We start from the raw sequence: 12,671 nt of genomic DNA on the forward strand, positions 1-12,671 counted from the left end.
CGCAGCGACCCGTACGATGGGACGCAAGCAAGGCCCTGTGGCGCAGTTGGTTAGCGCGCCGCCCTGTCACGGCGGAGGTCGCGGGTTCGAGTCCCGTCAGGGTCGCCATTGCGGCGAGGCATCTGGGTTACGCCCGAGCGGTGCCTTCCGGGCCAGGTAGCTCAGTTGGTACGAGCGTCCGCCTGAAAAGCGGAAGGTCGCCGGTTCGATCCCGGCCCTGGCCACCAACTCTCGTGAGCTCGTCGGCGACCGTTGGGTTGTCACCGCACAACGCGACCGGCGGCTCCGGTTTCCCGAAGCCGCCGGCTCTTCTCAGTTGCAGTTACACCGGTTGCGGCACGGTGGGCTCCCTGTCGGGCGGGCACGACCTCGACCGGGACAGGCGCAGAGACCGACGCGGGTTTGTCCGCCCGTGCGGTGCGCCTGGCAAGGACCGTCGACAGGGCGACGCCGGCCCCGAGGGCGGCAAGAGCCGCGACGCCGGCCACCGGTGACACCGACCAGGCGCCGTTCAACAGGAAGATCGCCGGCAGCGTGCACGTCGGGATCCCGAGCAGGATCAGCACCCACCCGGTGAAGTGGCCGAGGTCGAACGACCCGACCCGGCTGATCCCCAGACCGAGCAACACGAAGAACAGCGTCCACATGACTGCCCACGTGGCCCAGATGACCGCGAACACCGGATCGGTCCCGATGCTTTTGACCGCATGAAACAGTGCGATCGCGGCGACGAACGCGCTGTACCAGCCGAACCCCTGCGGCTCGAGATCGTAGATCTGGATGAGCCCGAACCACAGATAGGTGAACCCGAACAGCAGGCTTGGCCACGTCCCGTTGACGACACCCGCGTCGCCGCCGGCCTGCACCAGGATCAGCGTGGGCAGAACGACCTGCGCCGCGCCGACGAACAGGTTGAGCGGCGCGGCACTTCTGGGTTTGACGATCCCGATGGAGACCAGGCCGTTGACGAACAGGACGACGCCGACGAGGAGCAGGCCCACGTTGCCCATCAGCGGCCCACCCATCCCACGAACTGATCCGAGGAGATCACCGGCGCGAAGAATTCGTTGATGCGGCCGAACGCCGCCGGCTCCTGATCGGGACGCGCGGCACCGGTCGCGTCGCCGATGATGATGGGCAGCAACCCGTGGTCGCGCGCGGCGCGGGCGTTGCCTTCGATGCACCAGTCGAGGTGGATTCCGGTGATGACGACGACCTCGATCTTCTGCCGGATCAGCGCACCGGGCAGGTCGGTGCCGACGAACGCGGTCTGAAGCGCCTTTTCGTAGAGTTCGTTGTCACCGGGCTCCACCAATTCGCGCAGCTCGTCGACAAGGGCGTTGTCCCAGGCGATCTGCTCGGGTGTCGCGTCGATGTGGCCGGTCCAACTCTCGTACTGGACGCGGTCGAAGGCCGTCTGTGGATAGTCCTTGCGGAACACCGAGAAGCCGATCCAGTTGAACGACAGGAAGTTCGGTGCTTTGCGCGCCGCCCGTACGGCCTTCACCGTCGCGTCGAGACTGCCGCGCAGCGCGTGGCCTTCGGCGTACTGCACGCCACCCGGCTTGTAGAGGGAATTGGACTGGCTGACCGACAGGAAGGCCGCCGGTCGGCTCAGGATCTCGCGGAAGTCGAGCTTCTGCCAGTGTGCGGCCAGGGGAGGGATGGAGTCGACGTTGGTGGGCGGGAAGTCCGCGGGATCGAGCGGGACCGGCTCCAGGGGAGTCAGCCGCGAAGGGGTGTCGATGGTGGCGGTCAAGGTCTTTACTTTCTCGTGGGTGGACAGGTTCCGGGAGCGGTGAAATATCCACGGCCCCGGGCATTTACAACGAGGAAACGTGCGCACCGTGATCGTCCCACGGGGAGAAGCCCGGCCAGACACTTAGAATCGGCGCGAGTTCATCGCGTCTCGTCCGCGAATGCGCGAATGAACCGCCCTTGTCATATGCGGTACCTCCGCGTACCGTATCGGTACCTCGGTGTACCAGAAAGGCGGGCAGTCCACCATGAGCAAGCAGCGTAGGACGATCAGCGGTCGTACCGCGGTCATCACCGGCGCGGCATCCGGCATCGGACGCGCACTGGCGCAGCGGCTCTCGTCGCACAGCTGCCCGGTGGCCATCGCCGACGTCGACGAACAGGGCCTCAAGGAGACCGAGGCGTCGTTGCGGGGCCCGGCACTGTTGCGGGTTCTGGATGTCAGCGATGCCGAGGCGCAACACGACTTCGCCGCCGAGGTGCGGGCGTGGGCACCCGAACCGATCGGGGCGGTGTTCAACAACGCGGGCGTCGCGCTCGGATCAACCGTGCTCGACGCCGTGGTAGGTGACGACGACTGGTTGTGGAACATCAACTTCCACGGTGTCGTGAACGGCACCCGGGCGTTCCTGCCCATGCTCGTCGAGCAGGACGAGGGCGTGATCGTCAATACGTCGAGCGTCTTCGGTTTGGTTGGTATGCCCGGCCAAAGCGCATACTGCTCAGCGAAATTCGCGGTTCGCGGGTTCACGGACTCGTTGCGTCAGGAGCTGCGTGGGACCGGCGTGTCGGCGGTCAACGTACATCCCGGCGGCGTGAACACCAACATCGTGCGCAACGGGCGGTTCCACGAAGAGGCGGGCGGACCGACCAAGGAGCAGGTGGTCGAGGAGTTCGCGGCGATGACCAGAACCCAGCCCGACAAGGCGGCGGAGATCATCCACCGCGGTGTGGAGGCGGGTAAGGCCCGGATCCTCGTCGGTCCGGACGCCTACATGTTCGACGCGCTGGCCCGACTCGCGCCAACGCGCTACTTCGACGTGCTCGAGCGCCTGCAGGCATCCCTTCGTAAGCGCGCCGCCCGCTAGCTAGGCGGTCTTCTTCGCGTAGGCCAGCAGCCCCGGATCGTGCGCGCACAGCAGTAGCAGGTCGGGTTCGCCGCGGCGGTACAACTCGGCCAGCCGAGCGTGGTTGTCGCGCACCTGTTTACGGTCAAACGCTGCGACCTTCTCGAACGCGCCGAGGACAGGGGCGATCCGCCCCGGGCCGCCGATGGTGTCGGGATGGTAGAACGCGTCCCCGCAGTGCAGCAGCCAGCGATGACCCGCGTCGACGGCCACGCAGGCATGCCCGCGGGTGTGGCCGGGCAAGGACATCAGCACGATTCCCGGCGAGACTTCGGTCAGCTCCTTGGCCGCGGCGAACCCGCGCCACTTCTCCCCGGCGGGGGTGTGCTCGACGATCTTGGGACCGTGCTCCCACTGGGCCGATCGGAACCGGAAGCGTTCGCCCCGTGTCGGCGGGTGCATCGCCCCGAGTACTTCGGCTGCGGTGCAGTGGATTTCGGCGTGGGGAAAGTCGGAGATCCCGCCGATGTGGTCGATGTCAAAATGCGTGACCACGATGTGGCGGACGTCCTCGCGACGAAAGCCCAGTCGTTCCACCTGCCGGACGGCGGTCTCGTCGGGGTCGAAGAACGGCCGAAAGAGGCGGCGGGTGGGGCCGGTTCGGCGCGCCCGCTCCCGACAGTCGGCCAGCCCGTATCCACTGTCGACGAGCACCAGCCCGTTGTCGGTCTCGACGAGCAGCACATGGCAGACCAGCACGGGAACGCCCCATGGATGCATTGATCCACAGTTGAGATGGTGAACCTTCACGAAGCGGCTCCGGTGAGCAGCTCGGTGCGACCGATCTGGGTCACGAGGCTCGCGGAGTCGAAGTAGATTCGCTCGTTGACGATGCGGTCGTCCTCGAAGAAGAACACTGCGGCCACCGGTACGCGGAACGCCTTGCCCGTCGGTGGCAACCCGTAGAACTCGCCCAGATTCGTTCCGAGCAGGTCGAACTCGACGATCACGGCGTCGTCGGCGACATGGAACCTGACGTTGTCGTGGCGCTGATCGGGGAACGCCGTGCGTGTGCTCCGGTAGTAGGCCATGACCTCGTCGTCGCCGTCGAAGACTTGGCCGGTGGCCATGATCTCGTAGTGAGGCCGTCCCCCGGACTCGTTCTTGAACGTCGCGAGGGTGGCGTCGAACTCCTTGGTGACCTCGGTGTCCATGTGCACACGGATCACCTCGAGCCGTCGTTGGCGCAGCGCGTCGGTGACCATGCAACGCACTGTACGGCCGCGCGCGTCGTCAGGCTGGCGACTTGACCTTCGCGGCGATCGACTGATGCCGGTGTTGCCGCTCGATTGTCGCCAGATAGAACGCCCAGGCGAATGCCGAACTGGCGAACAGGATGAAGCCCAGATACAGCCAGGCGTGTTTGACGTCGCGCCTGCGACCGTCGACAAGCAACCACGCGGGGAACAACAGCAGGCTCATGATCGTGTAGTCCTGGCTGGCCGAACTGGCAGCCGGGTTGTCGTAGCCCAGCGCGATGAACTCCGACCAACTGCCGGGGCCCCATACGAAGTTGTGCAGCCCACCCGCCGGCGCATACTCGGCCACGAACTGGTTGTTGAAGTAGTAGCCGAGGATGACCGAGGCGACGCCGACGACGTAGTAGAACAACTCGAGCTTGGTGACCCGGGGACCCGACGGGTAGCGCGCGAAGATCGCGGGATTCGCCTTGACGATGACGGCCAGCGTGGCGAACCCGAGGACAAGGTGAATGATCAACGAAACCATGATCGGAGTTTCTCACCACCGGGCACAGTTTTGTCAATATTGACATAACTAGATTCGGGTACTTTCATGCACATGCCCCGTCCGGCCCAGACCGCGCGCAGTGAGCGCACCCGCGAAGCGCTGCGTAAAGCGGCGGTCGTACGGTTCCTCGCGCAGGGGGTCGAAGAGACGTCGGCCGAACAGATCGCGGCCGATGCCGGTGTGTCGTTGCGAACCTTCTATCGCCACTTCGCGTCCAAACACGATCTGCTGTTCGCCGACTACGCCGGGCTGGACTGGTTCCGCTCGGCGCTGGCCGCCCGCGACCCCAAGGAGCCGATCATCGAGGCGGTGCACAGCGCAATCATGGCCCGCCCGTATGACGACTGGGCCGTCGCGCAGACCGCCGCCCTGCGCGCACAAGAACTCGAACCCGGCCGGGTGGTGCGGCACATGCGCCAGGTGGAAGCCGACTTCGCCGAGGTCATTGCGGAGCACCTCGCCGAGGGTCTTCAATCCGACGTCTCCACCCACGAGCGGATGCGAATCACGGTCACCGCCCGGTGCATCGCCGCCGCGGTCTTCGGCGCGATGGAGGTGTGGATGCTCGGCGACGAGCGCTCGCTTCCCGAGCTGTCACGGCTGACCGGGGAGGCCTTGCGCGCCTTGGCCGACGGCATCGCCGGCTGACGTTTTGTCATTATTGACAAAACTCGGGAGGGGTGCCAGCCTCACCCCATGAGCGACTTCGACGCCATCGTCATCGGTGCCGGGCACAACGGATTGACCGCGGCCACCGTGCTGCAGAAAGCCGGTGTGCGCACCCTCTGCCTGGACGCGAAGCTGTACGCCGGAGGCATGGCTTCCACGGTCGAATTGTTCGACGGGTTCAAATTCGAGATCGCCGGCTCGGTGCAGATCCCGACGTCGGCGGTGGTCAGCCGCGAACTCGGGCTCGACTCTCTGCCGACCGTCGACCTCGACGTGATGTCGGTGTCGCTTCGAGGCGTGGGTGACGAGCCGTTGGTCTACTACACCGACCCGGTGAAACTCCTGACACACATCAACGAGGTACACGGCGCAGAAGCCGTCAACGGCATGGCCGGGTTGATGGCATGGTGCCAGGCGCCCACACGGGCGTTGGGCCGGTTCGACGCGGGCCGGCCCCCGAAGTCGCTCGATGAGATGTATGCCTGTGCGACATCCGAATTCGAGCGCTCGACGATCACCGACCTGTTGTTCGGCTCGGTCACCGACGTGCTCGACCGCTACTTGCCGGACAAGGAGAAGAACGGTGCGCTGCGCGGCATGCTGTCGCTGCTGGCATGCAACACCACCTACCGGGGGCCGGCCACCCCGGGGACGGCCGCGGCCCTCGCGTACGGCTTCGCCGTTCCCGACGAGAACGCGTTACTTGTCAAAAAGCTCCGAGGCGGTATCGGAGCCCTCACGTCGCATCTGTGCGACACATTCATCGCCAACGGCGGAGAACTGCGGTTGCGTAGCAAGGTCGTGGAGGTCACGGTCGCCGACGGCAGGGTCACCGGAGTGCGGCTCGAGGACGGCACATCGCTGTCGGCGTCGATCGTCGTCTCCGGCGTCGCACCCGACCTGACGGTCAACGGCCTCGTCGACCCCAACGCGGTCCCTGCGGATGTGCGGGACCGCTTCTCGCGCCTGGACCACCGGGGCAGCTATCTGCAGATGCACTTCGCACTCGACGGCATTCCGCAGTTCGCGCCGCCGTATGAGTTGCTGAACGATCCCGCCATGCAGTCCAACATCGGAATCTTCAGCACTCCCGAGGAACTCCAACAACAGTGGGAGGACGCCAGGCGCGGCGTCGTACCCGCGGACCCGGCGATCGCATTGCAGATCCCGTCGGTGAACGACCCCGGCCTGGCGCCGCCGGGCAAGCATGCGGCCTCGGCGTTCTCGCTCTGGTTCCCGATCTCGGACGGCGAGCACGGCTACGGCGAGATGAAGGTCGAGATGGGCCGACGTGTGATCGAGAAGATCACCCGGCTGACCCCGAACTTCGAGAGCCTCATCCTGCGGCACACGACGTTCACGCCCAAACACATGGGCACCATGTTCGGTGCGCCGGGAGGGGACTACTGCCACGGGCTGATCCATCCCGACCAGATGGGCCCGAACCGGCCGGGACCCAAAGGCTATGTCGACCAGCCCATTCCGATCGACGGGCTGTACCTGGGCAGCGCCGGTTGCCACGGCGGTCCCGGCATCACGTTCATTCCGGGCTACAACGCGGCCAAGCAGGCGCTGACCGATATGTCCTAAAGGCTGTTTCCGACCCGTCCGCACCGGGAATGCGGCGCGCATGGGAATCACGGTGGCGGTGACGGGGCCGACGGGTGAGATCGGCAAGTCGGCGGTGGAAGCACTGGAAGGCGTCGCGGAGGTCGACGAGATCATCGGGATGGCTCGTCGGCCGTTCGACCCGGCCGAGCACGGTTGGTCGAAGACGACGTACCTGCAGGGCGACATCCTCGATCGCGAGGCCGTCGACGCGCTGGTCGGGCGCGCCGACGTCGTGGTCCACCTCGCGTTCATCATCATGGGTTCGCGGGAGGAGAGCGCCCGGATCAACCTGGCCGGTACCCGCAATGTCTTCGAGGCGACGGTGGCGGCTGCGCGTCCGCGGCGGCTGGTGTACACGTCGTCGGTCGCCGCCTACGGATATCACAGCGACAACCCGGTTCCGCTCACCGAGGACGTGCCGCCGCGCGGGTCACCCGAGCACTACTACTCCGAGCAGAAGGCCGAGTGCGAGGCGGCGCTGGCCGACATCGTGGGCGGTTCGTCGTTGGAGGTGTATGTGCTGCGGCCCTGCATCGTCGCGGGACCGAAGGCGCCCGCATTGGCCGACAACATGCCGTGGACCCGGCTGCCCGGTCCGGTCAAGCGCCTATCCGACGCCGTTCCGCTGTTGAAGACACCGGTCCCGGATCCCGGCATCCCGTTGCAGCTGGTCCACCACGACGACGTGGCGGCCGCGATCGCGTTGGCCGCCACCACGTCTGCGGAGCCGGGCGCCTACAACATCGCGGGCGACGGGCTGATCACGGTGAGCGACGTGGCCCGCGAACTCGGCGCCCGCCCGGTACGGGTACCCAAGGTCGCCGCGACCGCAGCGTCCGGTGTCGTCGCCCGGCTGCCGTTCGTCCCGTCCGCGCTGGAGTGGGTGCACATCGGCCGCACGTCGGTGGTCATGGACACCAGCAAGGCGAAGAGTCAGCTCGGTTGGGAACCGAAATACACGTCAGCGCAGACGCTTACGGAGTTGGCCGACTCGCTGCGCTGAGTCACTGGGTGTGATCGCCGGTGTCGGCGGGGCCGCTCGGCATCGCGCCGCCCTCATCCGACCAGTCGACGCCTTCCTCTTCGGTGCCGTCGGTGCCCCTGGCCGGGTCGCTCTGCACATCGTCGTCGGCGTTGGCGGACCCGGCGTCGGTCTCGGCGGTGTCGGGGTTGTCCTTCTTGTCGTCGCTCACCGGCGTTGGATACCCGCCGAGCCGAGGTTTCAGTCTCTGCGAGCGCGCAGCTGCGCTGTCCAATCCGCGGGCACCCTCCCGCGTGGACCGGGGGCGGTTTGGTCGTGGGGCCGCGACTCGGGCGCGGCGAGTCGTGGCCCGTCGTAGTACTCGTTCGTGGCGTAGTTCCAGAACCAGTCCTCACCCGGTTCGAACGAGCGGATGACCGGATGTCCCGTCTCGCGCCAGTGCGCCGAAGCGTGCCGCGCCAACGAGTCGTCGCAGCACCCGATGTGACCGCATGCCGCACATCGACGCAGATGCACCCACCAGCCGCCCACTGCGTCGCACTCGGAACACCCGGTCCCGCTCGGCGGAACGGACGGGTCCACTGCAGCGTCCATGGCCGGAGCCTACCTACGATCGCATGCTCACAGCAGCCGAATTGTCTTGCGGTTGCGGCGATTCTAGCGGGCCATCGTCGAATTCGGTGCGCTCCAATCGGTGGACACGAACCGATGGCGGATCAACCAGTCGTCACCGACCGGCGCGAACACGTCGCGGTAGCGGCCGTAGTGGTCGAGGCCGATCTCGGTGAACACCGTGAAATAACAGGAGACCCGCGCCTCATCCGGCGTCACATCGGTGAATTGGACGTTCGTCACGTTGTGACGCACGATGCGCTTGACGTCCGACTTCGAAGCGGCCGCGTTCGGCGCCGCGACGGCACCGCCCAGATAGTCCACGATCGCGGCCCGGCCCCGCGCGGGTTCGGTGCCGCGCACCTCGAGCACGCCGTCCTCGCAGAAGGCGGCTGCGAGTTCGGGCAGCCTCATCGCATCGCCCGACCAGTTGTACCGGGCGAGGGTGTCCCTGATGCGTTCCCGTGCGCAAAGCTCCCAAAGTTCCATGCGGTCAACCGTAACCGGGCTAGGGTCGCGACATGGCTACCAGCGATTCCCGCGAGGTCGTGATCGACGCGAGCCCGGCCGAGATCCTCGACGTCATTGCCGACGTCGAGTCCGCCCCCGACTGGTCCCCCCAGCACCAGGGCGCCGAGGTCCTCGACAGAGACGCCGATGGACGGCCCGGCCGCGTACGGCTGAAGTTGAAGACCATGGGTATCTCCGACGAGCAGGTCGTGCAGTACACCTGGGGTGAGAACGCGGCCGGCTGGACGCTGATCGAATCCAGCCAGCTCAAGACGCAGAGCGCGTCGTACACCCTGACACCCGACGGCGACAAGACCAAGGTCCGGTTCGAGATCACCGTCGACCCCGCTGTACCGATTCCGGGCTTCGTGTTGAAGCGCGCGATGAAGGGCGGGCTGGAGGCCGCCACCGACGGTCTTCGCAAACAGGTCCTCAAACTCAAGCGGAGCTGACCGGTTTCGACGCGCGCAGGGTTGGCAATCAATCCGGCATGGCTGTCACCGAAACTCGCGAGGTCGTCATCGAGGCGACACCTCAGGAGATCCTCGACGTGCTGACCGACCTCGAATCGCTGACCGAGTGGTCCTCGGCGCATCAGGAGGTCGAGGTCCTCGAACGCGACGACGAGGGGCGGCCCAGCAAGTCGCGTCAGGTCGTCAAGATCGTCGGAATCTCCGACGAGCAGGTTCTCAACTACACCGTCCACGACGACGGTGTCGGCTGGACTCTGGAGAGTTCGAAACAGCAACGCGCGCAGCAAGGTCGGTACACGCTCACCCCCGACGGCGATACCACGAAAGTTCGCTTCGAGCTCATGGTCGACCCGCTGGTGCCGTTGCCCGGCTTTCTGATCAAGAAGGGCGCCAAAGGATTGATGGAGACGGCGACCGACGGACTGCGCAAACGAGTACGTCAGGTCAAGAGCCGTTGACCGGTCGAGCCGGCTGACCGAAGTCGGCCGTCGGGAGGCCGAACTCGCGAATTCTCCGCGTAGCGGGCTACACGGCTCCTAGGCTCATGGCGTGCGTTTGTCGTGGCCGTTAATTGGGCGCACACAGGAATTGCGAACGATCGCGACCGCTATCGCGGCCGCGGATGTTTCCGGGGTGCTCATATGCGGTTCAGAAGGGGTCGGCAAAAGCCGGATCCTCCGCGAGGCGTTGGCGGAAGCGGCGTCGGCAGGCTTTGAGACCTGCTGGACAGCCGGTGCCTCCTCGGCCAGACCCGTCCCGCTCGGCGCTTTCGCGGCCTGGGCTCCTGCGGGTACCACGGACACCCTTGCGCTTCTGCGTGGAGTCATCGAGGCCCTCGCCCCGGCTTCGCCCGCCCACACTTCGGTTCTCGGTGTCGACGACGCGCACCTGCTCGACGACTTGTCGACCTTCGCCGTGCACCAGGTCGTGCAGCGCGGCGCCGCCAAGGTGATACTCACCGTTCGCGACGGCCAACCTGTTCCCCCGTCCGTTCAAGAAATCTGGGCGACCGGCGAATTCGTGCGACTGGTTTTGCGGCATCTGTCGTTGGAGGAAACGACCACGTTCTTGACGGCAGTATTGGGGGGCCGGCTTGACCCTGATGCCGCTTCACGACTTTGGATGCTCACCCGCGGCAACGTTCTCTATTTGAGGAATATCGTCGAGCAGGAAGTTGCCGACGGCCGGATCCTGTCACGGGATGGGTCGTGGCGCTGGGTTGGTGATGCCGTCATTCCGGCGGGCTTGGCTGAGCTCGTCGAATCCCGCATCGGAGTCCTTCCTGAACCCGTCGCCGATGTGATCGACGTGGTCTCTGTGGCAGAGCCGATCGACCTGGGGGCGCTCACGCGGATCACCGATGTGGCGGCCGTCGAGGAGGCCGAAACCCGCGGGTTGATCGCGTTGGAGCCTGCAGGCGGTGACATCGAGGTAAGAGTTGCGCATCCGCTCTATGGTGAGGTCCGCCGAAGACGTGCCCCACTCAGCCGACTGCGGCGTTTGCGTGGTGCAGTGGTAGCGGAACTCGCGGCGTCGACGGACGCTGACGACATTCGCGTCGTCGTGCGCCGCGCCGCATTGAGCCTCGACTCCGACCTCGCGCCCGACCCCGCGCTACTGGTCAGGGCGGCGTACGGTGCCGTCTGGCTGGGTGACCTCGCGCTCGCGGATCGGCTCGCCGAAGCAGCAACTGACTGCGGAGCGGGGCCGGAATCGAACTTCGTTCGCGCGCACGCCCTGTCCTGGCTGGGGCGCGGTGAGGATGCAGAGGCTTTGCTTGCCGGAATCGACACCAGCCAACTGACCGATCATGACCGCGCCAAACTCGCCTTTCTTCGGTCCAGCAACCTTCTGTGGGCGCTCGGTGATCCCATTCGCGCGAAGGCACTCGTCGACGACGTGCCACCGAGTACGACTGCCGCCGCCCGCACGTACCTCGACGCCTTCCTCACCGTCTACTGGTTCGCAATGGATCAGCCGGAGAAGGCGCTGGACGCCTCGAAAAGGGTTGCGATACAGGATATCCCTGTTGTCGGCGCCGAAATTGCCTGGGCGCTTGCCCAGATCTGCGCGGACGCCGGACGGACCACTGAAGCGATCGCATACGCGGATGCCGGCTATGCGGTCGCGACTCGCACTCTCGACGCGCCACAGATGAGGTTCAACATCGCGGACGCAGAAGTCAGTGCGTTGCTTCTCGGTGGCCTCGTTCACGACGCGACGGCGGTAGCCGAGCGGACCCGCGAACAGGCTGCCGACCTGCCAGGCGTTGCTCAACTGCTTGGTGCCGCGGTGGCTGGCCGGGCCGCGCTCGGTGCCGGCGATCTGCACAGCGCATGTGCACTGCTGGAACAGGCCGTCGAAGGGCTGCGCGCAGTACACCCAAACGGGTGGGGGTACCGCTACCGCATCCCTCAGGTGACTGCACTGGCGATGCGTGGCATGGCTGCGGATGCCGGCGCTGCTTCGGCCACGTTGGCCACGATGCCGCGCCGCTTCCGCTTCCTGTATTACGACCAGGCTCTGATGCGAGCGTGGCTAGCCGCCAGCCAGGGCGCAGTCAGCGAGGCGATTGCAACGATGGTGTCAGCCGTCGAGCGGGCCTGCGTCGAGGGGCAGTTCGCCGCTGAGGTGCTGTGCCTTCAAACCGCCACGCAGTTCGGCTACCGCGGTGGCGGGCCACGGCTTCGCCAATTGAAGTCACTGGTTGAAGGACCTCGCGTCGGCCTCGCCGCGCGATTCGCCGAAGCCTTGGACAACGGTGATCCCGGCGAGCTCGCGTCGGTGTCAGAGAGTTTCGAGCACATCGGCGATCCCGTAGCCGCATTGGACGCGGCCGCTCACGCTGCCCTGGCATACCGTCGGGAAGACAAGCGCGGATCGGCGCTGAGCTGCGTGACGCGCGCCGCCGCACTGGCCGAGCGGTGCGGTGCGAGTACCCCCGCGTTTCGTCGGGCCGCCGAGCCCCTGCCTCTGACCGATCGCGAAGAGGAGATCGCGATGATGATCGGCGAGGGACTGTCCAACCGCGCCGTCGCCCAGCGACTGACCCTGTCCGTGCGCACCGTCGAAAGTCACATCTACCGGGCAATGGCGAAGACCGGAACCACCAGCCGCGAAGAGCTGGGCGCGCTGTTGTCTCGAGGCACGTCGTCTAAGTACTGACACTCGCGACCCCTG

The 12,671-nt window shown here is 66.2% G+C and carries 15 protein-coding genes and 2 tRNA genes; 9 read left to right on the forward strand and 8 right to left on the reverse strand.

The features are described from left to right. The first annotated feature begins 31 nt into the window (after nt 1-31). Nucleotides 32-108: transfer RNA gene (locus tag AU198_RS10865), tRNA-Asp, on the forward strand. A gap of 42 nt (nt 109-150) precedes the next feature. After that, a tRNA-Phe gene (locus AU198_RS10870) sits at nt 151-227 on the forward strand. 33 nt (nt 228-260) lie between these two features. Here the strand turns inward: AU198_RS10870 and AU198_RS10875 are convergent. Both AU198_RS10875 and AU198_RS10880 read right to left on the reverse strand, forming a co-directional pair. Beyond that, a complete protein-coding gene (locus AU198_RS10875) occupies nt 261-1,025 on the reverse strand; it encodes an AmiS/UreI family transporter (RefSeq protein ID WP_082690955.1) in 765 nt (254 codons plus the stop codon). Next, nucleotides 1,010-1,759 (reverse strand): cysteine hydrolase family protein, encoded by a 750-nt coding sequence (locus AU198_RS10880; protein ID WP_064348086.1) that lies wholly within the window; start codon nt 1,757-1,759, stop codon nt 1,010-1,012. Before AU198_RS10880 ends, AU198_RS10875 begins: the two co-directional genes overlap by 16 nt. Before the next feature lie 247 nt (nt 1,760-2,006). On the opposite strand from AU198_RS10880, the gene AU198_RS10885 reads away from it, so the two are divergent. Beyond that, complete coding sequence (locus AU198_RS10885) at nt 2,007-2,846, forward strand: SDR family NAD(P)-dependent oxidoreductase (protein WP_064348087.1); 840 nt, start codon at nt 2,007-2,009, stop codon at nt 2,844-2,846. Here AU198_RS10885 and AU198_RS10890 read toward each other — a convergent pair whose 3' ends face one another. From AU198_RS10890 to AU198_RS10900, 3 genes are read right to left on the reverse strand one after another with little or no spacing between them, the layout of a single operon-like run. Continuing rightward, entirely contained in the window at nt 2,847-3,635 is a 789-nt protein-coding gene (locus AU198_RS10890; RefSeq protein ID WP_064348088.1) for an MBL fold metallo-hydrolase, read from the reverse strand. It lies immediately after the preceding gene. Continuing rightward, the gene (locus AU198_RS10895; protein WP_064348089.1) at nt 3,632-4,090 is read right to left on the reverse strand and encodes an ester cyclase; all 459 of its coding nucleotides are present in this window, start codon (nt 4,088-4,090) and stop codon (nt 3,632-3,634) included. The genes AU198_RS10890 and AU198_RS10895 overlap by 4 nt, the downstream gene beginning before the upstream one ends. Before the next feature lie 28 nt (nt 4,091-4,118). Next, a complete protein-coding gene (locus AU198_RS10900; protein ID WP_064348090.1) occupies nt 4,119-4,613 on the reverse strand; it encodes a DUF2834 domain-containing protein in 495 nt (164 codons plus the stop codon). Between the two features lie 72 nt (nt 4,614-4,685). Between AU198_RS10900 and AU198_RS10905 the strand changes: the two genes are divergently transcribed. The 3 genes from AU198_RS10905 to AU198_RS10915 are packed head-to-tail and all read left to right on the forward strand — an operon-like array spanning nt 4,686 to nt 7,917. After that, nucleotides 4,686-5,282 (forward strand): TetR/AcrR family transcriptional regulator, encoded by a 597-nt coding sequence (locus AU198_RS10905; protein ID WP_064348091.1) that lies wholly within the window; start codon nt 4,686-4,688, stop codon nt 5,280-5,282. A 48-nt stretch (nt 5,283-5,330) separates the two neighbouring features. Then, complete coding sequence (locus tag AU198_RS10910; RefSeq protein ID WP_064348092.1) at nt 5,331-6,893, forward strand: phytoene desaturase family protein; 1,563 nt, start codon at nt 5,331-5,333, stop codon at nt 6,891-6,893. Nucleotides 6,894-6,933: 40 nt separating this feature from the next. After that, a complete protein-coding gene (locus AU198_RS10915; protein ID WP_064348093.1) occupies nt 6,934-7,917 on the forward strand; it encodes an NAD-dependent epimerase/dehydratase family protein in 984 nt (327 codons plus the stop codon). Nucleotide 7,918: 1 nt separating this feature from the next. On the opposite strand, the gene AU198_RS10920 is transcribed toward AU198_RS10915, so the two are convergent. The 3 genes from AU198_RS10920 to AU198_RS10930 all read right to left on the reverse strand — a co-directional run bounded on the left by AU198_RS10920 (nt 7,919) and on the right by AU198_RS10930 (nt 8,997). Further along, complete coding sequence (locus AU198_RS10920; protein WP_064348094.1) at nt 7,919-8,107, reverse strand: hypothetical protein; 189 nt, start codon at nt 8,105-8,107, stop codon at nt 7,919-7,921. A gap of 29 nt (nt 8,108-8,136) precedes the next feature. Continuing rightward, nucleotides 8,137-8,490, reverse strand: a complete 354-nt coding sequence (locus AU198_RS10925; RefSeq protein WP_064348095.1) for a UBP-type zinc finger domain-containing protein — start codon at nt 8,488-8,490, stop codon at nt 8,137-8,139. Between the two features lie 63 nt (nt 8,491-8,553). Further along, complete coding sequence (locus tag AU198_RS10930) at nt 8,554-8,997, reverse strand: nuclear transport factor 2 family protein (protein WP_064348096.1); 444 nt, start codon at nt 8,995-8,997, stop codon at nt 8,554-8,556. A gap of 32 nt (nt 8,998-9,029) precedes the next feature. Between AU198_RS10930 and AU198_RS10935 the strand changes: the two genes are divergently transcribed. The 3 genes from AU198_RS10935 to AU198_RS10945 all read left to right on the forward strand — a co-directional run bounded on the left by AU198_RS10935 (nt 9,030) and on the right by AU198_RS10945 (nt 12,656). Further along, nucleotides 9,030-9,470, forward strand: a complete 441-nt coding sequence (locus AU198_RS10935; RefSeq protein WP_064348097.1) for an SRPBCC family protein — start codon at nt 9,030-9,032, stop codon at nt 9,468-9,470. A 38-nt stretch (nt 9,471-9,508) separates the two neighbouring features. Continuing rightward, nucleotides 9,509-9,949 (forward strand): SRPBCC family protein, encoded by a 441-nt coding sequence (locus tag AU198_RS10940; protein WP_064348098.1) that lies wholly within the window; start codon nt 9,509-9,511, stop codon nt 9,947-9,949. Between the two features lie 91 nt (nt 9,950-10,040). Then, nucleotides 10,041-12,656: a helix-turn-helix transcriptional regulator gene (locus AU198_RS10945; RefSeq protein ID WP_064348099.1), complete on the forward strand. Its 2,616-nt coding sequence runs from the start codon at nt 10,041-10,043 to the stop codon at nt 12,654-12,656. Nucleotides 12,657-12,671: the final 15 nt, after the last annotated feature.

The sequence above is a fragment of the Mycobacterium sp. GA-1199 genome, from assembly GCF_001500045.1.
Classification (GTDB): domain Bacteria; phylum Actinomycetota; class Actinomycetes; order Mycobacteriales; family Mycobacteriaceae; genus Mycobacterium.